This window comes from Streptomyces sp. PKU-EA00015, from assembly GCF_013387495.1.
Lineage (GTDB): Bacteria > Actinomycetota > Actinomycetes > Streptomycetales > Streptomycetaceae > Streptomyces.
Genome location: NZ_JABZEE010000034.1, coordinates 163,868 through 186,224, shown reverse-complemented (window position 1 = coordinate 186,224; position 22,357 = coordinate 163,868). Strand labels below are relative to the sequence as shown.

Here is a 22,357-nt window from a genome sequence, read left to right as displayed (position 1 = left end):
TGAGGGACTGTGGAACGACGAACTGCCGACCGGCTGCTCAGAGCACACGCACAGGCGATCGGGGGGCGGGTCCGCGAGACGACGGTCTCCGCCGCCCTGGACCGGGTCCTCGCCGTCCAGGCGCAGGATCTCGCGGCGGCCGGCCTCGGCCTGCGCGCCCGCGTCCAAGGCCTGACAGCCGACGACGTCCGGCACGCCACCGACACCGAACGCAGCGCCGTTCGCGGCTGGTTCATGCGCGGCACGCTGCAACTCGTCCCGGCGGCCGACGCCCGGTGGCTGCTCGGCCTCTTCGGCCCCGTGTACCTGGCACTCGCCGCCCGCCGCCTGCGCGAACTCGGCCTGGACGAGGCCCTGTGCGAACGGGCGGCGAAGCTGATCGTGAACGCCGTCGACGGCGAGGGGCCGCTCACCCGGGCCGAACTCACCGAACGCCTGGGCACACTGGGCGTCGAGTCCAAGGGCCAGTCCGCTTTCCACCTGATCCGCCGGACCGCGCTGTCCGGGCTGATCTGCCACGGGCCCCAGCGGGCCGGCGAGGCCACCTTCGTCCTGCTCGACGACTGGCTGCCGGCCTCCGGCCCGCCGCCTGTCACCGGCTCCGCCGCCGTGACCGAACTCGCCCGCCGCTACCGCGCGGCCCACGGACCCAGTGACGTGGAGGATTTCGCCCATTGGTCGGGGCTGCGGACGACCGTCTGCAAAAGCGCCTGGGCCGCCGCCGGCGAACCCGCGTGGGAGGACGCCGCACACATCCCGCGAGGAGATGTGCGGCTGCTTCCGGCGTACGACAACTATCTTGTCGGATACCGGCGCAGGGACCTGTCGGTGCCCGCCGAGCACGAGCGCCGCGTGTGGCCGGGCGGCGGCGTCATCCGCGCCACCGTCGTGGTCGACGGCTGGGCGGTCGGCACCTGGTCGGGAGGCCGGCGCGGCGCCGAGCCGGTGGTGGAGCCCTTCGCCGGGAACGAGCCGCTCGACGCCGCGGTCTCGGCGGAGATCGCCCGGGAGAGCGCCGACATCGCACGCTTCTACAACGCTTCTCATACGTAGTCCATCGCCGGTCTTCATCCGCCCGGATCCGTAACCGGTCGCTAACCGCCCCTCCATAGCGTCAGTGCCGTCCGACAATTCCGTCCCCAACCAGAAAAGGGCGTCGACATGGCACTCGGTCGGCATTCCGATTTCAATCGTCTGTGGTTCGGGCAGACCGTCAGCAACTTCGGCGACAAGATCTCACTGCTCGCACTACCGACCCTCGCGGTCGTCTTTCTCGACGGAGGAGCGTTCGAGGTCGGCGTCCTCGGCGCACTGCGCTTCCTCCCGTTCCTGCTGCTGGCCCCGGTCGCCGGACTGGTCGCGGACAGGGTCTCGCGCCGTACGGTCATGATCGTGGCCGACCTCGGCCGCTTCGCGGCGCTGGGCTCGATCCCGCTGGCCTTCGCGTTCGACTCGGTCACCATGACGCACGTCTACATCGCGGCCGGCGTCACCGGTGTCCTGACCACCTTCTTCGAGGTCTCCTACCAGTCGTGGCTGCCGCAGCTCATCGGCACCGAGAACCTGGTCGAGGGCAACACCAAGCTCCAGATCAGCCGCAGCGTCGCCGAGGCCGTCGGCGCCGGCGCCGGTGGCGCGCTGATCCAGCTGCTCGGCGCGGCCCGTGCCGTCACCGCGGACGCGTTCACCTTCCTCGTGTCCCTCGTGGCCCTGCTGCTCATCCGGCACCGCGACAGCCGGGCGCGGCTGGAGGAGACGAAGGCGTCCGCCAAGGCCGAGATGAAGGAGGGCCTGAAGACCCTCTTCGGCAACCCCGTCCTGCGCGGACTGTTCACCGCCAACGTCGTGGTCAACCTCGGCGCCGCCATGGGCGACGCCCTGCTGATCGTGTACGCGTACAAGGTGCTCGACCTGAGCCCCGGCCAGGTCGGTGCGGCCTTCGCCGTGATGTCGGTCTTCGTCATCGTCGGCGCGGTGCTGTCCGAGCAGGTCACCAAGGTGCTCACGGTCGGCCGCACGCTGGTCCTGACCGCGGTCGTGCTGGGCGCCGGGTACATCCTGGTGCCGACGGGCGGCGCGGTCGCCGGATTCGTCGGGCTGATCGTGGTCCAGGCCGTCATCGGCTTCGTGTCCCCGATGTTCGACATCCACGTCCTCAGCCTGGTCCAGGGCATCACGCCGAACGAGCAGATGGGCCGCGTCAGCGGTGCCGCTCTGTCGGCCGTCTACGGCGCCCTGTCCCTCGGCTACTTCGTCGGCGGCGCGCTGGGCGAGGCGTTCGGCCTCACCGCGGCGCTGGCCGTCGCCGGAGCGATCACCATCGTCGGCGGCCTGACGCTGCTGGGCGGCCCGGTCGCCGCGATCAAGGAGATGCCGGGAGCCGACGCACCCGCCGAGGGCGCGGAAGGCACCGAGCCCGTGGCGAACGACACCAAGGTCGGCGCCTAGGCCGGCCCGGACGCGTCGGAGCGGGTGCCGCGGCCCGACCGGGTCCGGCGCCCGCACCGAGGCGGCTCCCCGCCCACGTCGGGCGCCGCCCGCACGACGGGCGCGGCCCCCGCCGGGGGCGCGCCGCACACCGCGGGCGCGGCCCGCATACGGGGTACCGCCCCGCACGACCTTTCGTGAACGACCCGTACCACGGGGGCAACCTCGGCACCGAAGCGGCCCCACCCGCGGCGCGGCCCGAGACAGGGGCGTCACCCCGACCACCGGGGCGCTCCGCGCCCCCACTCGCCGTATCCCTCTTCCTTCAGACCGCACGGAGGCACAAGGTGAGCGAGTCCCTCGCCGAACGCATAGCCGCACTGCCGAAGCACCGCAGGGCACTGTTCCAGGCCCTCGCGGGCCGGGGCGGAGGGCGCGGCGCCGTACGGGAGGACCCCGAACCGGCGCCACGGGATCCCTCCGAGGCGCCGGTGCTCTCCTTCGCCCAGCGCCGCCTGTGGTTCATCGACCAGCTCCAGCCCGGCAGCCCCGCCTACAACGTCCCGGTCGCCACCCGCATCCGCGGCCCCCTCGACGTGCCCGCCCTGCACGGCGCGCTCCAGGACGTCGTGGACCGTCACGAGGTCCTGCGCACCGTCTACCGGGACGTGCCCGGCGCCGCCGAGGCCGAGCCCCACGTGCTGCACGGCTTCCGGCTGCCGCTGCCGGTGAGCGACCTGCCGGACGAGGCCGCCGTCCGGGCGTTCTACGCCGCGGACGCCGCGGCCCCGTTCGACCTCGCCGGCGCCGTGCCGCTGCGCGCCTCGCTGGCCCGCATCGGCGCCGACGACCACGTCCTCGTCCTCAACCTGCACCACATCGTCACCGACGGCTGGTCGATGCGGCTGCTCTACACCGAGCTCGAGCGCGCGTACGCGGCACGCGTCGGAGCGGCCGCCGAGCCGCTCACCCACCTGGCCCTCCAGTACGCCGACTTCGCCGCCTGGCAGCGCCGCCGCATCAGCGGCGACCGCCTGGAGAAGCTCACCGGTTTCTGGCGCGAGGAGCTGAGCGGCGCCACCCCCGTGGACCTGCCCACCGACCGGCCCCGGCCGCCCGTCTTCGGCCACGCCGGCGCCTCCCGCTACATCGACCTGCCGCCACGCCTCATCGCGCGGCTGCGCGAGTTCGGCAAGTCGGAGGGCGCCACCCTCTACATGACGATGCTCGCCGGCTTCGCCGCCACCCTGCGCCGCTGGACCGGCCAGGAGGACATCGTCGTCGGCACCTCCGTCTCCGGCCGCGACCACCCCGCCTTCAGCGACCTCGTCGGCTTCTTCGTCAACACGCTGCCGCTGCGCATCAGAACGGGCGGCGACCCGGGCTTCGCGGAACTCGTCCGCTCCACCCGGCACACCACGCTCCAGGCGTACGCGCACCAGGAGCTGCCCTTCGACCTGATCGTCGACGCGCTCGGGCTGCCGCGCGACCCCAGCCGCCCGCCGCTCACCTCCGTGATGTTCTTGCTGGACGAGACCCCGGACACCGCGCCCGGCCTCGCCGGACTCGACACCGAGCCCATCGACTTCTCCTCCCGCGCCACCAAGTACGACCTGATGATCAGCGTCCACGACACGGGCAGCGCCGTCCGCGCCCTCGTGGAGTACCCCACCGCACTCTTCGACGCCCCGACCGTCGACCGGCTGCTCGGCCACTTCCTGACCACCCTGGAAGCCGCGGTCGCCGTGCCCGACGTGCCGATCTCCACCCTGCCCCTGCTCACCGGCGCCGAGCGCCGCACGGCCCTCGACGACTGGAACGCCACCCGCGCGCCGTTCCCGCAGGACGCCTGCCTCCACCACCTGTTCGAGGAGCACGCGGACCGGCGCCCCGACTCGGCGGCCATCGTCTGCGGCGGACTCGGCGGCTGGACCGTCACCTACCGGGAGCTGGAGGAGCGGGCCAACCGCCTCGCCCACCACCTGGCCGAGGCGGGCGCCGGAGCGGACCGGACCGTCGCCCTGTGCCTGCGCCGCGGACCGGGGCTCGTCACCGCGATCCTCGCCGTCCTCAAGGCGGGCGCCGCCTACGTCCCCCTCGACCCCGAGTACCCCGCCGAGCGCCTGGGCCTCCTGCTCCGCGACGCCGCGCCGCCGATCGTCGTCTCCGACTCGGAACTGATCGGCCGGCTCCCGCTGGGCCCCGACACCGTCCGCGTCCTGCTCGACACCGACCGGCCGGTGCTCGAGACGCTGCCCGCGACCCGGCCGGCGGTCCCCGTCACCTCCCGTGACCTCGCGTACGTCATCTTCACCTCGGGTTCCACCGGCACCCCCAAGGGCATCGCGCTGGAGCACCGCGGCGTGGTCAACAACCTGCTCGACCTCAACCGCTCCTACGGCATCGGTCCGGCGGACGCGGTCCTCGCACTGTCCTCGCCGAGCTTCGACATGAGCGTGTACGAGACGCTCGGCATGCTCGCCGCGGGCGGCGCCCTCGTCCTGCCCGACCCCGCCGCGGCCAAGGACCCCGCCCACTGGGCCGACCTGATCGAGCGTCACGGCGTCACCGTGTGGAACTCCGCGCCCGCCCTGCTGGGCCTTCTCCTCGACCAGCTCGAGCACGCGGGCGGCCCCGCCCTGCCGAGGCTGCGCACCGCATTCCTCGGCGGTGACTGGATCCCCGTCACCCAGCCCGACCGGCTCCGCGCGTTCGCCCCGGGGCTGGCGTTCGCCGCGCTCGGGGGCGCGACCGAGGCGTCGATCCACTCCGTGGAGTACCGGGTCGGGCGGGTGGACCCCGGCTGGACGAAACTCCCGTACGGCCGGCCCATGGCCAACCAGCGCGCCTACATCCTCGACCCCTCCGACCGGCTGGTGCCCGCGGGCGTACCCGGCGAACTGCACCTCGGGGGAGTGGGGCTGGCACGCGGCTACCTGAACCGGCCGGAGCTGACCGCGGAGAAGTTCGTCCACGTCGAACTCGAACCCGGCCGCACCGAACGGCTCTACCGCACCGGCGACCTCGCCCGCTACCGGCCCGACGGCACCATCGAACTCCTCGGCCGCACCGACTTCCGCATCAAGCTCAACGGACTGCGCATCGAGCCCGGCGAGGTGGAGAGCGCCCTGCGCGAGCAACCCGGGGTCCGGGAGGCCGTCGTCGTCGCCCGCCAGGGCGCCGGCTCGGCCCGCCTGATCGGCTACGTCGTCCCCGAGGACGGGGCCGCCCCGGACCCGGCCGCCCTGCGCGGAGCGCTGGGATCCGTGCTCCCGCCGCACTGCGTGCCCGCCGAACTCGTCGTCCTGGACCGGCTGCCGCTCAGTCCCAACGGCAAGGTCGACCGCAAGGCCCTGCCCGAGCCGCCGAGCGGCCGGCGCGCGCCCACCGCGCCCGCCGCGGCCGAGTCGCCCACCGACTCCGCGGCGCCCGCGGCACCCACCGACGGCGACCTGGCGGCACGGCGCGTGGCCGCGGTCTGGGCCGAGGTCCTGGGCCTGGAGTCGGTCGGGCCCGACGACGACTTCTTCGCCCTCGGCGGCGACTCGTTCGCCGCCGTCCGCGCGGTGCGGGCCGTCGCCGAGGCGATACCGCAGGCGCACGCCCTGCGCGTCGTCGACCTGTTCAGCAATCCCACCCCGGCCGGCCTCGCGGCCCGCGCCGAGGAACTCGGCGGGGGCGCCGCCGACGGCCCGGCCCCCCACCGGCTCCTGCACCGGCTGTCCCCGCGGCCCGCAGAAGGCCCCGCCGCACTCACCCTCGTCTGCTTCCCGCACGGCGGCGGCGACGCCATCGCCTACCAGCCGCTGGCGGCCCAACTCCCGCCCCACATCGAGCTGCTGGCCGTCTCCCCGCCGGGACACGACCCGCTCAACCCTGGCCCGATGCTGCCCGTCGGCGAGTTCGCCGAACTCGCCGCCCGCGAGATCGCCCGGACCGTCACCGGACCCTTCGCCGTCTACGGCCACTGCGCCGGCGTCGTCTCGGCCCTGGAGACCACCCGCGTCCTGGAGCGCGACGGCCTGCGGCCGGTCGCCCTCCATCTCGCCGCCGCACTCCCGGAGGAGGACCCCGAGTACGCGCTGGAGATGGAACGCGTCTCCAGCGACGACGACCTCGTCGGCTACCTCACCGCCATGGACGGCTTCGACGGCGTCCTCGACGACAGCGATCTGACGGCCGTGCTCAGGATGGTCCGGCACGACATGACCGAGGCCGCCCGCTTCTTCGCCCGCACGCCCGACGGCTACGCACCCCCTCTCGTCACCCCGCTCACCTGCATCGTCGGCGACGCCGACGACGCGACCGAGGGCTACGAGAAGGGCCACCGCGCCTGGGGCCGCTACGCCCGCGACCTGCGGCTCGCCGTCATCCCCGGCGGCCGTCACTACTTCGCCAAGCACCTGCCCGACCGGCTCGCCGCGCTGCTGGCCGACCTGCACCGCAACGGAGGAACCCATGTCTGACCTCGCCGAACGGCTCGGCCGGCTGCCCCAGGGACAGCGCTCCCGGCTGCTGGGCCGGATGCGCAACCAGATGACCGCGCCCGTCGGTCACCGCAACGAACTCAAGCGCATCGACCACGGACCCCGCTCCCGTGCCTCCTTCCAGCAGGAACAGATGTGGTTCGTCGACCGGCTGGGCGCGGGCAAGGCGCGCAACAACATCGCCCTGGCGATACGCCTCGACGGCCCGCTCGACCGCGCCGCCCTCCACGAGGCGCTCAACGCGGTCGTCGCCCGCCACCAGGTGCTGCACAGCAAGCTCGTCGAGGTCGACGGCGTGCCCTGGCAGGAGCCCGTGCCCGGCTTCGTCCTCGGTGTGCAGACCAGCGACTTCGGCGACAGCGACGACCCCGACCACGACCTCGCCGAACTCACCGCCTCCTGCGCGGCCGCCCCCTTCGACCTCGCCGAGGCGCCGCCCGTCCGCGCCCACCTCGTACGCCTCGCCGACGACCGGCACATCCTGCTGTGGGTCGTCCACCACGTCGTCTGGGACCCGGGCTCCACCCGCATCTTCACCGAGGAACTCACCGCCGGCTACGCCGGCGCCGTCCAGGGCAGGAGCCCCGCGGCCGGCGAACTCGCCGTCCAGTACGCCGACTTCGCCGCCTGGCAGCGCGCCAAGCTGGAACACCCGGAGCACCGGCGGGCGCTGGCCGACAAATGGCGGCAGCTGCTCGCGGGCGCCGAGGCCACCGAGGTCATGCCCGACCACCCGCGCACGCCCGAGACGCGCGGCGACGGACGCGGCCTGTCGCTCACCCTGGAACAGGAACTGCTCGACCGGCTGAACGCGGTGGCCGAGAGCTCCGACACCACTGTCTTCACCACCCTCCTCGCCGCGTTCAACGCGCTGCTGCGGCACTGGACGCACACCGAGGACGTCGTCGTCGGCACGGCGAGCGCCTCCCGACCGCACCCTGACCTGGAGCGGGTCATCGGCTGCTTCGTGCAGATGATCACCCTGCGCACGGAGGTCGGTGACACCCTCACCTTCCGCGAGCTGGTCGCCCGCACGGCAGGCACCGTGATGGACGCCTTCACCAACAGCGAGCTGCCGTTCGAGCAGGTCGTCGACGCCGTCCGCCCCGCCCGCGACCCGCTGCGGCACCCGCTGTTCCAGATCGAGTTCACCTCGCTCGGCCGCTGGGGCACCCAGACGGCCGAGGCCGGCGGGGTCGAGCTCGCCGTCGAGCAACTGCACGACGGAGCCGCCAAGTTCGACATGAGCTTCCTCGTCGGCGAGAGGGACGGCCTGGAACTGTCCCTGGAGTACAACACCTCCCTCTACCGGCACGGCACCGCCTCCGCGCTGCTGACCGCCTTCCGGCGCGTCATCGAGCAGGTGGCCGAGAACCCCGACATGCAGATCGGCGAACTCAGCCTCGTCGAGGAGCCGGCCGCCTCCCGGCACGCCCGCGAGCTGTCCCGCGGCGGTCCGCTCGACGAGGCGGCCTGGACCACCACCCTCGACGGCGCCTTCCGCGAGCGCGCCACCGTCCGGCCCGACGCCGTCGCCGTCCGCCACGGGGCCACCACGCTGGACTACGCGGCCCTGGACCGCTGGTCGGAGGCGATCGCCCACCGCCTGCGCGACCGCGGAGTGCGGCACGGCGACCCGGTCGCCGCCTGCCTCGGCCGGGGCCCCGCGGCCGTCGCCGGACTGCTCGGCATCCTCAAGGCCGGCGCGCACTACGTGCCCGTCGACCCCACCGCGCCCGCCGACCGCACCAGGGCCGTGCTCTCCGACGCCGGCGTGCGGCACGCTCTCGTCGACGAGGCCACCGAACTGCCCGTGCCGCTGGAGCGCGTCACCGCGGGCGCCAACGCTCCCGTGCGCGACGTGCCCTCCCTGCCGCCGACGTCCGCCCCCGCCGACCTCGCCTATGTCCTCTACACCTCGGGCAGCAGCGGCACCCCCAAGGGCGTGATGATCGAGCACCGTTCGGTCACGCACTTCTCCCGCACCATCGCCAGGGCGTACGAGATCGGCACCGCCGACCGCGTGCTCCACTTCGCCCCGCTCACCTTCGACGTCTCCGTCTTCGAGGTCTTCACGACCCTGCTCGCCGGCGGGGAGCTCGTCATCGCCACCGACGACGAGCGGCGCGACCCGGCCCTGCTCCAGACCCGTATGCGCGAGGACGGGGTGACCGTCGCGGAGCTGCCGCCCGCGCTGCTGCCCCTCCTCGACCAGGCCGGGCTGCCCGCCCTGCGCCTGGTGTCCGTCGGAGGCGAGGCGTTCCCCGGCAGGCTGGTCGCCGAATGGACCACGGGGGACCGCCGGTTCGTCAACGGGTACGGACCCACCGAGGCCACCGTCGCCGTCACCCTCATGGACTGCACCGGCAGCTACGACCGCAACCCGCCCATCGGCCGGCCCATGCCGGGCCACCAGGCGTTCGTCCTCGACGACCGGCTGCGCCCGGTGCCGCCCGGGGTGCCCGCCGAACTGTGCGTCGCCGGCCCCGGGGTCGCCCGCGGCTACCTGGGCCTGCCCGAGCTGACCGCCGAGCGCTTCGTCACCAACCCCTACGCCGACGGCCCGGAGACCGAGCGCCTCTACCGCACCGGCGACCTGGTGCGCTGGCTGCCGGGCGGCAACCTGGAGTTCCTCGGCCGCACCGACCGCCAGGTGAAGCTGCGCGGTCACCGCATCGAACCGGGCGAGGTCGAGGCCGTGCTCATGAGCCACCCGCGCGTCCAGCAGGCCGTCGCCCTCGCCCAGCCCGCCGCGGGCGGCGACAAGATGCTCGCCGCGTACGTCACCGTCGAACAGGTCGGCGCGTACGCCTCCGAGGTCGTCGACGCCGAAGTGCTGCGCGCCTACGCCGCCTCCCGGCTCCCCGGCTACATGGTCCCCGTGGTCGTCGTGCTGGACGAGCTGCCGCTCACCCGGCACGGCAAGGTCGACATCGCCGCGCTGCCGCTGCCCGTCGACCACGCCACCACCGGCGGCACCCCGCCCCGCGACGAGATCGAGGAGCAGATCTGCCGGGACATCCTCACCCCGCTGCTGGAGTGGTCCAGCCCCGATGTCGAAGGCGACTTCTTCGCGCTCGGCGGCAGCTCGCTCCAGGCGACCATCGTCGTCTCGCGGGTCCGCGCCGTCTTCGGCATCGACATCGCGCTCGCCGACTTCTTCGGCCGCCCGACCGTCGCAGGCCTGGCCGACCTCGTCCGCGCCGCGCAGGCCGAGGCGGCCGGCGAACAGGACCGGCTGCTCGCGGTCTTCGACCAGATCGAGAACATGTCCGACGAGGAGGCCGCCGCCCTGCTCAGGTCCCTGCAGACCCCGGACGGCGCGTGATGACCGCTCCATCGGACGCGGGGGTCGACCAGGCGCTCGCCGCCCTCCCGGAGTCCAGACGCGAACTGGCCCGCATGCTGCTGGCCGCCCGGCGCCCCGTCCCCGCCCGGCCGGCCCCGCGCTCCGGCGCGGGGCCGGTCCCGGCCACCGCCCTCCAGGCCCGGCTGCGGCGACACGAGCACGTCCGGCCGGGCACCGGCACCGGATCGCACGCCGTCCGGCTCACCGGGCGCCTCGATCCCGGACGGCTGCGGGACGCGCTCACCGGCGTGCTCGCCCGCCACGAGGCGCTGCGCTGCCGGATCACGGACGCCCCGGACGGCGGCCGCCCGCAGCTGACGGTGGACGACGACCCCACCCTGCGGCTGACGCGGACCGACCTCACGGAACGCACACCCGTCGAGCGGGAGGACGCCGTACGGCGGGCGGTCACCGAGAGCGCCGGGACCGCGCTGTCCCTGGAGACCGGCGAGACCAGCGCCTTCCGGCTGCTGACCGTCGGCCCCGAGGAGCACGTGCTGATCCTCGCCTCGCACCTCGCGGTCTTCGACGGCTGGTCGTCCGGGGTGTTCCTCACCGACCTCGCGGCCGGCTACCGGGACGGTGCGGCCGGCCTCGCCCTACCGGACCTGCAGTTCCCCGACTACGCGGACTGGCAGCGGCGCTGGCTCGCGTCCCCGGACGGCGCCGCCGAACTGGAGCGCCGGCGGGCCGCGTTCGCCGGTGTCCCGGCAGCGCCCCGCGCCGAGGGCGGCTTCGAGCGCGGCCACCTGCCGGTGCACCTGGACCGCGGACCCGGCAGCGCGCTCGACGCCGGACTGGCTCTCGGCGCCGCCGAGGGGGCCACCCCCTTCATGACGCTGCTCGCGGCCCTCGCGGTGGTCCTCGCCCGCCGCGACGGGAGCACCGACGTCGTCGTCGGCACCCCGTCCGCGGGCCGCTTCGCGACCCAGCTCGAAGGCGCGGTGGGGCAGTTCACCACCGTGGTCCCGATCAGGCTCGACCTGTCGGGGGATCCGTCCTTCGCCCGGCTGCTGCACCGCACCCGCACCTCGGTGGCCGACGCCCTCGGCCACCAGCGGCTCCCCGTCGACGAGCTCTTCACCGACGAGACCCAGCCCTACAGCGTCCTGTTCGCCCTCCACAACTACCCGGCCGTGCCCTTCGGCCTCTCCGGAATCGAGGTGAGCCAGCTGCCCGGTCCCCCCGCACGCCACCTGGAGCTCTACAGCCCCGACCCCGCCGCCACCCTGGCCTGCATCGGCCTGGTCGAACGCGACGGCGAGATCGGCGGAACAGCCGAGTTCAACCGCCGGGCCGCCGCACCCGAGGACGTGACCGCGCTGCTCACCGGCATGGAGGACGTCCTGAGGCACGCCGCCGTATCGCCCGCCGCCCCCGGGATCATCAACCGCTAGCCCCTGGGAGTATCCGTTGCTCACCACCGAGTTCTACCGGGCGCCCGCCGACTGCGGCCTCGTCCGTTCCGGCGACGGCGTGCCCCGTACGCCCATGCGCGCACTCCGCGAGGAGATCCACGACGTCCTGGTGTCCGCACCCGTCTCCGCAGCCCGGCGCACCCGTGACCCCCGTCCCGTCCACCGGGCACTCGGTGAGGCCGGTCTGCTCGCCCCGCAGTGGCCCGAGGAGTACGGCGGCCGGGGGGTCAGCCAGGTCGCCGCCGCCGTGCTCGTCGAGGAACTGGCGATGCACGACGTGCCCGACCTGCTGCACACGCTGACCGTGCAGATCGTCGGCTCGACCCTGCTCAATGTCGCGAGCCCCGCGATGAAGGCCCGGCACCTGCCGGGCTTCGCGGCCGGGACCGCCTTCGGCTGCGTGCTCTTCAGCGAACCGCAGGCCGGATCCGACCTCAACATCCTGTCCACACGGGCCGTTTCCGACGGCAACGGCGGCTACAAGCTGTACGGGACCAAGGTCCACTCGCTGTTCGCGGGACTCGCCGACTACGGACTGTGCCTGGCCCGCGGCGAGGACGACGCGCTCAGTCTGTTCCTCGTCCCCCTCGCCCAGAAGGGCGTCACGATCAGAGCCGTCCCCGGCATCGGGGACGACGCCTTCCACGAGGTCACCCTCGACGGCGTGGCCGTCACCGCCGACGACGTGGTCGGCTCGATCGGCCAGGGCTGGGCCATCGTCGTCAAGACCCTCGCCTTCGAGCGCACCGGCCTCGACTACTACGTCAAGGCCCTGCGCTGGTACCGCGCCGCCGTCGAACGGCTGGAGGCGCACACCGACCGGCTGGAGGCCGGCCAGCACGACCAGATCGGCCTGGCCAAGCTCAACGCCCGGCTGCTCGCCGCCGGCACGCTCGTACGGCGCGTCCTGACCCGCCTCGACCGGGGCGAACTCAACGAGGACGAGGCGGCGGCGGCCAAGTGGTACACCACCGAACTCGCCGCCGAGGTCGCCTGGTGGGCGGCCGAACTCGACGGCGACCGCAGCATGACCCTCGACGACCCGGAGGTCGACGGGGTGGCACACCCACTGGACTCGGCGATGCGCGACGCCCCCGGGATGCGGATATCCGGCGGCACCGCCGAAATGATGCTGGAGACGCTGGCCCGGCTGCGTCTCGACTCAGGGGCGGAGGTACGGCCGTGACACAGAGCGCGACGACGGAACAGGACGCCGGCGGCAGGATTCCCGCCGAACGGTGGCGGGAGCGCGAGGAGGAGGACTCCCTCTTCCGGCAGCTCCGCCTCACCGTCCGCCAGGGCCTGGAGCTCGACTCCGGCGGCACCGCCGAGTGCGCCTGGGTGGCCCTGACGCAGGTCGGCGCCTGGGAGTTCGCTCTGCCCATCGACCGGGACGGGCTCGACCTCGGGCAGGCCGTCATCGCGATGGTCTGCGAGGAGGCGGGGAACGCGATGCAGCCGCTGCCGCTGACCGACACCCTGCTCGCCCTCGACCTGCTGGCCGGGCTCGGCCCGCTCGCCCCGGAAGGGATCGAGGGCCTGCTGGACCGGGTCCGGGCCGGTGAGCACCCCGTGGCCCTCCCGGGCCGGCTGCCGGACCCGTGCGGCGCGGTTCCGCCCGGCATCACGTGGAAGCCGGACGGCGACAGCGGCGGTGTCGTCCTGACCGGCACGGGAGGGCCCTTCGCCGCCGGTGTCGCTCCCGGCTCGCTGCTCGTCCTCGCGGACGGGCCCGACGGGCCGTGCGTGGTCCTCGTGGAACTGCCGGCGGCGGGGGTCGAGTTGCGGCCGCTGCGCGACCACGGCGGGGGAGCGGTCTCCAGTGCGGTCTTCGACGAGGCCCGCATTCCCGCCGAGGCCGTCCTGCTGCGCGGGATCGCCGCCGAACAGGCCCTGGCCCGGGTGGGGCTGCGGGCGGCGGTGCACCAGGCGTCGCTGCTCGCCGGCATCACCGCCGCGGCGCTGACCGCCGTGGTGGCCCGGATCAGGAGCCGCCGTCAGTTCGGCCAGGCGCTGGTCAAGCACCAGGGGCCGCGACTGCGGGTGGCCGGGCTGCTGGCCCGTCTCGACGCGGTCCGCTGGGCGGTCGGGGACGCGGCCAAGGACCTCGACGAGGACCGTCTCACGCCAGGCGAGGCCGCGGGCCTCATCGCCCTGACGGCCGAGACGGCCCTGGACGTGACTCGTGACGCGGTCCACCTGCACGGCGCGTCGGGCCTGGTCCGGGACGGCCTGGTCGCCGGCTGCTACCGCCGCGCCGCCTGGGAGGCCCTGCGCTGCGGCCGCCCCGCCCGCCTGTGGGACACGGCGGCGCACGTGCCCTGACGGCGGGCGGCGGCCCCGGGCCGGGTGCCCGGGGCCTCGGCGCACCCGCCGCTTCTACGGCGCCGGGCGGACCCCGAGGCCGCACGGCCGACCGGTGCCGGCAGCCAGGAGCCAAGCGGCACCGCCGGGCTGCGGCGACGGATATCGTGATCAGACGCCTTCGGGGGAGGGACAACCCATGGACAGTCTCGTCGACAGGTACAAGGCCCTCTGCCGCGGTGCCCTACTCGTTGCCGAATCGGCAGAGGACGCGTATCGCCTCGGCGCTCTTGACCGGTTCCTCAAGCCGTGGGTCCGGGGGCGGCTCGACTCGCTGGGGGCGCTGCTGCAGAGCTGCGACACCAGACACGAGCTGGCTGAGGACACCCGGCGCCTGGCAAGGACAGCCTCCGAATACTCCCAGCTGCGAAGCGAGTTGTTCTCCGACGTTCATCACACAGGCCCTGAGCCTCCCTGGCGCATCGTGGATGCGGGCGTGCTGGCGATCCGGGCGCAGTCCGGAGTGCTGTTGAAGCAGCCGACCTTCGTGCTGCAGCGACTCGCGGCCGTGTCGGAGGTGCCTGGTGCCGCGACGTGGGAATTCACCGTGGTCGACAACCCGTCCGATCCGAGTGACATGGGCACCTCGTTCGTTGTCATGGTGTCCACCGGAGACCACAAGGGCGGCGTGCCCGTTCAGGTGGCGAAGGAGCTGGAGGACAACCGCGCCTGGTACCAGCAGCTCGAGTACGGCTTCTTCGCCTTGGACATCAGGCCGTTCCTTCCCGCGATCTACGATCCGGACCGCCACCGGAAGTAGCCGGTTGGGGGGATCCGGCTCGAGCGGGACCTGCGCAGTACGGTGTGCGATCGCGGTGCCCTGCGCGGAGCCAGTGGGGCCGGCGTGGCCACCGTCGTCTTCGCCTCGGCCCGGTCGACCCGGCACACCGTCGATATCGCGGGCCCGCATGAGCGCGGATCACAGGGATGGTCGTCCGACAATCCGACAACCCAGATCCCGACCCGCTGGTACCGGCACCCGGCGGACGTGGAGCAAGTGACCGCCCGGCGACCGCCCGAGTCGGCCCCACCCGGCGCCGCGGGAGGTCCCCGCACGTAGTGAAGGGGCCTCCCGACCAGCCGGGGGCCCCTTCACCGCGTGCGCGTCCGACGACGCGAACCCGTCAGTCCAGGTCGCGCCGCATCACCCAGCGATAGCGCTTGTCGCTCTTCGCCTCCGTCCTGCGCACCCGGCGGAAGCCCGCCCGCTCGAACATCTCCATCGTGCCGACGTACGCCAGCGTCGGGTTCACCTTGCCGCCCTCCGCGTCGACGGGGTAACCCTCCACCGCCGGAGCTCCGTTGGCCCGGGCGTGGGCCACCGCGCCCTCCAGGAGGCCCGAGGCCACACCCTTGCCGCGGAAGTCCTTGCGCACGACGAAGCAGGTCACCGACCACACCGGCGCGTCGTCGACCGGCGTGATCGTCTTCGACGACGTGAGGCGGTCCAGATGCTTGCGCGGTGCCACGTTGCACCAGCCGGCCACCTCGCCGTCGAGGTAGCCCAGCACCCCGGGCGGGGGATCGGCCGCCTCGACGAGGGAGCGCATGTGCTCGCCCCGCTCGTCGGCGGTCATCCGCCCGTAGTCGCCGGTGGACAGCCGCCAGGCCATGCACCAGCACGTGTGCGCGCTCTTCTTGGGCTGCAGAACCGCCTGCAGGTCGTTCCAGCGCTCGGCGGTCGCCGGCAGAACTTCCAGACTCATACCGCTACTTCGCTCTCTTCCCATTGCTGTGTGTGCTCCGCGGCCGCGGTCCCGCTCGTTCCGCGACGGCCTTCACCCATAACGGCCGTCAGGACCTCCACGGCACGGAGGCACGCCTGTCGGCCGACATCCAGATGCGTGACCAGCCGGACCACTCCCGGGCCCGGCGCGGTCACCAGCACTCCTTCCCGCGCCGCTCTCGCCACGACGTCCTCGGCGCCGGGCGTGTCGACGAGGACGATGTTGGTCTCCCGGGGCCGTACCGGGAACCCCGCCTCCCGCAGCCCGTCCGCGAGCAGCGCCGCGTTCTCGTGGTCTTCGGCGATGCGCTCCAGGTGATGGTCGAGGGCGTGCAGTCCGGCGGCGGCGAGGATGCCCGACTGCCGCATGCCGCCCCCCAGACCATGCCGCAACGACCGTGCCCGCGGCAGGTGTTCGGCGGATGTCAGCAGTACGGATCCCACCGGCGCGCCCAGGCCCTTCGACAGGCACACCGCGAGGGTGTCCGCGACCGGCGCCCCGTACTCGGCGAGGGGTGTGCCCGTCGCTGCGTGCGCGTTCCAGATCCGCGCGCCGTCGATGTGCAGCGCGATCCCGGCCCGGGAGGTGAGCCCGCGCACCGCGCGCAGGGTCTCCAGCGGGTACACGGTCCCGCCCGCCCGGGTGTGGGTCTGTTCGAGAGCCACCGCCCGCGTGCCGACGGTGTACGCGTTGCCCGGCCGCAGGATCCCCGCCAGCGCCTCGACGCCCACCAGTCCCCGTTCGCCGGACACCGTCCGCGTCTGGATTCCGCCGTAACGCGCGGGTGAGCCCTCCTCGTGGGCCAGGATGTGCGCCTCGGCGTCGCAGACGACCTCCTGTCCGGGCGCGGCGAGCAGCCGCAGCGCGATCTGGTTGGCCATCACGCCCGACGGGACGAACAGCGCGCCGGGGAAGCCGAACAGTCCGGCGACCCGTTCCTCCAGCGCACGGACGGTCGGGTCCTCGCCGAACAGGTCGTCGCCGACCTCCGCGGTCGCCATCGCCCTGCGCATGCCGGGTGTGGGCCGGGTGACGGTGTCGCTGCGCAGATCAACGGTCTCAGCAGTCATGACGATGCGTCAGCTCCCTTGGTCTCGGGGGTCCGGGGCCGTGGTGTCAGCCCGCGGACCGCCGCCCAGTCCAGCAGCGGCCGCACCAGCTGCCAGGTCTCCCGGACGAAGTCCGCGGCCCGGTCCGAGGACAGGTCGGGCCCCGGCCCCAGACGCCGGCCGGCGTCGATCCTGCGGTGCCGCAGCAGGTCCAGGCGGGGATGGTCGGCCGGCACGCCGCGCGGCCGGGACCTCAGCCGGTCGCCGCCGATCGTGAAGCCCTCCCGCTCCAGACCGGCGGCGATGGCCGCCAGTTCCGTGCCGCCGTCCTCCTCGTCGACGGCGGCACGGTACCGGGCGACCTCGTCGCCGCCGTACGGGTAGTAGCGCCCGGAGGCGTACAGCCCGTCGCGGTCCAGATGGACCCAGAAGCCCAGACAGGGCAGCACATCGAGGTAACCGCCCTGATACGTCTTGTACGGGGACTTGTCGTGGGACATCCGGGTGTCGCGGACGGGGCCGAGCACGCGCACCCCGTCCGCACTGCCGTACTCCGCGAAATCGGCGGACAACTCCGCGGCCAGTTCGTCCATCGGCGCGCGCACGTCACGCTCGTACACCGCGCGGTGACGCAGCCGCCACGCCTCCTTGGAGTTGTCGTCCGCCAGGTCCTCGTACAGGCGCGGCGCCGACGGGGGGAAACCGCTGAACGTCACGACAGATACCCCGGCAAGGGGTAGCGGGCGCACAGCTCGGTGACGCGGGCCCGTGCCGCGGCGCGCACCGCCGGGGGGAGCACACCGGAGCCGGCCCGCAGGGCGTCGAGCACGTCGGCCACCAGGTCCGCGCAGGCGGTGGCCGCGCCGCGGTCCATGCCGCGGGCGGCCAGCGTGTTGCTGCCCAGTCGCAGGCCGCCGGTGGTGCGCACCGGCGTCGTGTCGCCGGGGACGCGGTTGCGGTTGACGACGATCCCGCAGGACTCCAGGGCCTCTTCGGCGACGTCGCCGGTCAGTCCCGTGCCACGCAGGTCGATGAGCACCATGTGGGTGTCGGTGCCGCCGGTGACCAGCCGCATTCCCCGCTCCAGGAGCCGTTCGGCGATGGCCTGGGCACCCTCCGCGAGCCGTTTGGCCAGCTCGGCGAAGTCGGGTCCCGCCACGAAGTCCAGCGCCCGCGCCTTCGCCGCCACCGATGCCAGGTCCGGTGTTCCCTGGGTGAAGGGGAACACGGCCCGGCGCATGGTCGCCGCGAGCGTGCCGCGCTCCGGCCCGGCCTTGCGGGCGTCGCGGCCGAGCAGGATCAGCCCGCCGCGCGGCCCGTACAACTGCTTGTAGGTGCTGGTGGTGGTGATGTGGGCGTGGTCGATGGGGCTGGGGTGCAGCCCGGCCGCCACCAGGCCCGCGATGTGGGAGATGTCGGCGAGCAGGTAGGCGTTGGCCTCGTCCGCGATCTCCCGGAAGCGGGCGAAGTCGATGCTGCGCGGGTACGCGCTGGCACCGCACACGATGAGCTTCGGCCGGTGGGTGAGGGCCTGTTCGCGGATCTGGTCGTAGTCCAGCAGGCCCTCCGGCGTGACCCGGTAGCCCACGGCCCGGTAGTAGCGGCCGCTGACCGAGGCGGGGGAGCCGTGGGTGAGGTGACCGCCGCAGTCGAGGTCCAGTCCGAGCAGGGTGTCGCCGGGGCTCAGCAGCGCGGTGAGCACCGCGAGGTTCGCGGACGACCCGGAGTGCGGCTGGACGATCGCGTCCCTTGCTCCGAACGCCGCGCAGGCCCGTTCGATCGCGAGTTGCTCGATCTCGTCGGCGACGCCGCAGCCCGCGTGGTACCGGCCGCCGGGATAGCCCTCGGCGGTGAGGTTCCCGAGGGCGCTGCCGCCGCAGGCGAGCACCGACGGGTCGGCGACGCTGGAGGCGGCCACCATCATCAGGGTGTCGTTCTGGCGGGCCGACTCCCGGTTCAGCAGCTCGTACAGGGCGGGGTCGGTCCGCCGGAGCCGGGCGGCCGCACGGCCGGCGAAGTCGGCGAGGTCGGTTCCGTGGGGCGCGGGCCCGGCGGCCGGCCGGGCGCGCTCCCCGGCCGGCGCGTCGAGCGGTACGGGCAGGGTGAAGGTCATGACTGTCCCTTCCTGGATTTCCTGGAGCCGTCCGTCAGGTCCGCGGCGGACCGGCCGGCCCGCCCGTCCCCGCGGCTTCGGATGGGTCGTCCGGGCTGTCGGTGTCGTCCGGTGACATGGCGGCCAGCGCCTCCGCGGCCGCCACCGCCCCGGCGCCGTACTCCTCGTCGGCGGCGATCTTCCCGGCGAGCTCCGCGACGACGGGGGTCTGGAACACGGTCTTGACCGGCACGGGCACGCCCAGCAGCTCCTGGAGCAGTCCGGCGAGCCGGGTGCCGCTGAGGGAGTCCCCGCCCAGTTTGAAGAAGTTGTCGGCCGGGCCCACGTGGTCGAGGCCGAGGATGTCGCCGACCGCCGCGCAGAGCACGAGCGACAGCGCGTCGTCCGGCTCCGCGCCGCCGTCCGCGGCGGCCGCGTCCCCGGCGGGCTGCTGCGCCCCTGCGGTCTGCGCCAGCAGCAGCCGGTCCACCTTGCCGTTGCGGGTGAGCGGCAGCTCGTCGAGGACGGTGACCGCGGACGGGACCATGTAGGACGGCAGCTGCTCGGTGAGCCGGGCGAGGATCTGCTCGCCGGAGGCGCCGTTCCCGGCGACGACATAGGCGTGCAGCCGGCGCACGCCGTGGGAGCTGGCCGGGGCGACCACCACGGCCGCGTCGACCCGCTCGTCCTGGCGCAGCGCGGCCTCGATCTCGCCCAGCTCGATCCGGTGGCCCTGGACCTTCACCTGGAAGTCGTCGCGGCCCAGGATCTCGATGCTTCCGTCGGGCAGGTAGCGGCCCAAGTCGCCCGTCAAGTAGGCGCGTTCACCGGTCTCGGGCAGGCGGACGAAGCGGCTGCGGGTGCGCTCCTCGTCGCCCCAGTACCCGAGTGCCAGACCCACGTCGCTGGCCACGGCCATCTCGCCGACCACGCCCAGGGGGCGCTCGTGGGCCGTGCCGTCGACGATGTAGTAGCGCTGGTTGGTGATGGGCGTGCCGTACGGGATGCTCGTCCACGCCGGGTCGATCTCGCCGATCGGCTGGAACAGCGACCAGCAGATGGTCTCCGTCGGACCGCCCGAGCCGACGACCTGGATCCGCGGGCTCTGCGCGCGCAGCCGGTCCGGCAGCGTCAGCGGGATCCAGTCGCCGGACAGCACGGACAGGCGCAGGGACTCCAGCGGACGTCCGCCGCCCCGCCGTTCGCGCACCTCCGCCTCGCCGACGAGGAGTTCCATCAGCACGGGCACCGAGTTCCAGAGGGTGACCCGCTCCGCGCTCACCAGATCGGCCCACACGTCCGGCTGCGCGTGCTCGAACGGCGGGGGGATCACGACCGTCCCGCCCTGCGTCAGTACGCCGAACACGTCGTAGATCGAGGCGTCGAAGTGCAGCCCCGAGACGGCCAGCAGCCGGTCGGACGCGTCGACGCCGAACCGTTCGGCGACATCGCGGATCAGGTTGACCACACCGATGTGGTCGACCATGACGCCCTTGGGCTCGCCGGTCGAACCCGAGGTGAAGATGGTGTACGCGAGGTGCGCGGGTGTCTGCGCCGTGTCGGGACGGGTCGCGTCGCCGATCTCGAAGTCCTGGTCCACACGGTAGCGCTGGGCGTTCGGCGGCCAGGCGATCCGGGTCTCCAGCGAGGACTGGGTGAGGATCTTGTCGACACCGGCGTCCGACAGCAGCCGGCGCAGCCGCTCGGGGGGCACGGAGGCGTCGAGCGGGAGGTAGGCGGCGCCGGACGCGAGAACGCCGTAGACCGCCGCGTACTGCTCCCAGCCCTTCTCCATCACGACGGCGACCAGCTCGCCGGGCTTCGCACCGTGCTGCCGCAGCCGGTGGCCGATGCGCCAGGCGTACGCGGCGAGTTCGGCGTACGACAGCCGGCGCGTGGCGTCGACGACGGCCTCGGCGTCGGGGGTGCGCGCGGCCTGCTCGGCGAACAGCTCGTGCAAGGTGGTGTACGGGATCTGGCCCGCCGTGTCGTTGATCCGGCGGCGCAGCTCGCGCTCGGCCGGAGGGATCAGGTCGAACCGTTCGGTGCGCAGGGAGCCCGGATCCTCGACGAGGCGCCTGAGCAGCGCGACGTACACGCCGAACGCGGCCTCGGTGAAGCCGGGGGCGAAGGCCCCGTCGACGTAGTCCCAGATGATCCGCAGCTCGCCGTCGAGTTCGCGCAGCTGGACGTCCAGCGACACCTGCGGGGTCTGCGAGATCGAGTAGACCTCCCGTCCCAGGTCGGTGACCGGACGGCGGACCGGGTAGTCGAGCAGGCTGGTGACGACGATCGGCATGCCGGCCTGGTCGCCCACGCCGTGCAGCCTGGTCAGCTCGCGCAGCACCCGCACGCCGTTGAAGGCGCCGTGCTCCGTGTCGCGGTCCAGCTGGTCGCGCAGGGCGTGCGCGCGGTCCAGGAACGTCCGGCCGGAGCTGTCCGCGGCGAGCAGGACGGCGTTGGTGAAGTCGCCGAGGACCTGGCCGATGTCCTCGTGCACCCGGGGCCGCTGGAAGACCGGGTAGTTGAGGGTGAAGTCCGCCTCCTGGGCCCAGCACCGCACCACCTCGGCGAACGCGGCGGTGAGCAGCACGGACGGGGTCAGCTCCGCATCCGCGGCCACGCGCCGCAGTCGCTGCCAGTCGCCGGGGGAGAGCCGGTGCTCGTGCCGCTCGAAGCGGACCGCGCCGTCACGTGCGCCTCCGGCCGGCAGCGACGGGGCGGGCGGCAGTTGCGGCACCCGCTCCAGCCAGTAGTCCCTGGCCGCGCGGAACGTCTCGGTGTGGGGCATGTCGTCGGCACGCCAGCGCGCGTACTCGGCGAAGGTGATGCCGGGCTCCGGCAGTTCGGCACCCGGGTTCTCGTACAGGTCGATCAGGTCGGGGAAGAGCACCTGGAAGGCGCTGGACGCGTCCAGCACCTGGAGGTCGATGCCGAGATGGATACGGCTGAGGTTCCCCTCGCCGGGCAACAGGATGATCCGCAGGTCGAACAGCGGCCAGCTGCCCACCGGGAACACCTGGTGGCTCATCTCCGCCCGCAGCGCTGCAAGGCGTCGATCCGCCTCCGCCGCGTCGAGACCGCGCAGGTCCACCACCGGTATGTCGTACGGCGGCGGGTCCATGAGCACCTGCTGGGTACCGTCGGCACGGCCGACCGCGCGGAGCATGTCGTGGCGGGCGACCACGCGGCGCCAGGCCGTCGCCAGCCGCTCCGGGTCCAGATCGGCACGCTCCCACTCGAAGTAGCCGTAGCAGCCGATGCTGCCCAGCTCGACCCCCTCGCCCCGCCCGATCATCAGCGCCTGCTGCGTCTCGGTCATGGGGAAGGGGGCGGCGCTGTCGGCGCGGCCGTGCAAGAGCTCGGTCATGGTCCAACTCCACTCGCAGATGACGGAATGCATAAGGCCGGGGGCCACAAGGGGGTGCCGCGCGCTGCTGGGCA

General features: G+C 73.5%; 13 protein-coding genes. 8 read left to right on the top strand and 5 right to left on the bottom strand.

The window, feature by feature from the left end; all coding sequences use genetic code 11:
• The first annotated feature begins 9 nt into the window (after positions 1–9).
• From HW130_RS21500 to HW130_RS21465, 8 genes are all read left to right on the top strand, one after another.
• The gene (locus tag HW130_RS21500) at positions 10–1,053 is read left to right on the top strand and encodes a winged helix DNA-binding domain-containing protein (protein ID WP_177151284.1); all 1,044 of its coding nucleotides are present in this window, start codon (positions 10–12) and stop codon (positions 1,051–1,053) included.
• A 108-nt stretch (positions 1,054–1,161) separates the two neighbouring features.
• Entirely contained in the window at positions 1,162–2,448 is a 1,287-nt protein-coding gene (locus tag HW130_RS21495) for an MFS transporter (RefSeq protein ID WP_177151283.1), read from the top strand.
• Positions 2,449–2,774: 326 nt separating this feature from the next.
• Positions 2,775–6,893: a non-ribosomal peptide synthetase gene (locus HW130_RS21490; RefSeq protein WP_177151282.1), complete on the top strand. Its 4,119-nt coding sequence runs from the start codon at positions 2,775–2,777 to the stop codon at positions 6,891–6,893.
• Positions 6,886–10,242, top strand: coding sequence for a non-ribosomal peptide synthetase (locus HW130_RS21485; protein ID WP_177151281.1), 3,357 nt, complete (start codon positions 6,886–6,888; stop codon positions 10,240–10,242). The genes HW130_RS21490 and HW130_RS21485 overlap by 8 nt, the downstream gene beginning before the upstream one ends.
• Positions 10,242–11,660: a condensation domain-containing protein gene (locus tag HW130_RS21480; protein WP_177151280.1), complete on the top strand. Its 1,419-nt coding sequence runs from the start codon at positions 10,242–10,244 to the stop codon at positions 11,658–11,660. Before HW130_RS21485 ends, HW130_RS21480 begins: the two co-directional genes overlap by 1 nt.
• Before the next feature lie 16 nt (positions 11,661–11,676).
• Positions 11,677–12,867, top strand: coding sequence for an acyl-CoA dehydrogenase family protein (locus tag HW130_RS21475; RefSeq protein WP_177151279.1), 1,191 nt, complete (start codon positions 11,677–11,679; stop codon positions 12,865–12,867).
• The gene (locus tag HW130_RS21470) at positions 12,864–14,006 is read left to right on the top strand and encodes an acyl-CoA dehydrogenase family protein (RefSeq protein WP_177151278.1); all 1,143 of its coding nucleotides are present in this window, start codon (positions 12,864–12,866) and stop codon (positions 14,004–14,006) included. The genes HW130_RS21475 and HW130_RS21470 overlap by 4 nt, the downstream gene beginning before the upstream one ends.
• A 178-nt stretch (positions 14,007–14,184) precedes the next feature.
• Positions 14,185–14,805, top strand: a complete 621-nt coding sequence (locus tag HW130_RS21465; RefSeq protein ID WP_177151277.1) for a hypothetical protein — start codon at positions 14,185–14,187, stop codon at positions 14,803–14,805.
• A 364-nt stretch (positions 14,806–15,169) separates the two neighbouring features.
• On the opposite strand, the gene HW130_RS21460 is transcribed toward HW130_RS21465, so the two are convergent.
• Genes HW130_RS21460 through HW130_RS21440 form a run of 5 tightly spaced genes read right to left on the bottom strand, consistent with a single transcriptional unit; the run spans position 15,170 to position 22,283 of the window.
• Entirely contained in the window at positions 15,170–15,751 is a 582-nt protein-coding gene (locus HW130_RS21460; protein WP_177151276.1) for a GNAT family N-acetyltransferase, read from the bottom strand.
• Positions 15,748–16,842 (bottom strand): low specificity L-threonine aldolase, encoded by a 1,095-nt coding sequence (locus tag HW130_RS21455; RefSeq protein ID WP_177151275.1) that lies wholly within the window; start codon positions 16,840–16,842, stop codon positions 15,748–15,750. The genes HW130_RS21460 and HW130_RS21455 overlap by 4 nt, the downstream gene beginning before the upstream one ends.
• Positions 16,839–17,537: a DUF2461 domain-containing protein gene (locus HW130_RS21450; protein ID WP_177151274.1), complete on the bottom strand. Its 699-nt coding sequence runs from the start codon at positions 17,535–17,537 to the stop codon at positions 16,839–16,841. Before HW130_RS21450 ends, HW130_RS21455 begins: the two co-directional genes overlap by 4 nt.
• Positions 17,534–18,934 carry a serine hydroxymethyltransferase gene (glyA, locus tag HW130_RS21445; RefSeq protein ID WP_177151273.1) on the bottom strand — a complete coding sequence of 467 codons (1,401 nt, stop codon included), beginning with the start codon at positions 18,932–18,934 and terminating at the stop codon, positions 17,534–17,536. The genes HW130_RS21450 and glyA overlap by 4 nt, the downstream gene beginning before the upstream one ends.
• 34 nt (positions 18,935–18,968) lie before the next feature.
• The gene (locus HW130_RS21440) at positions 18,969–22,283 is read right to left on the bottom strand and encodes a non-ribosomal peptide synthetase (RefSeq protein WP_177151272.1); all 3,315 of its coding nucleotides are present in this window, start codon (positions 22,281–22,283) and stop codon (positions 18,969–18,971) included.
• Between the last annotated feature and the right edge of the window lie 74 nt (positions 22,284–22,357).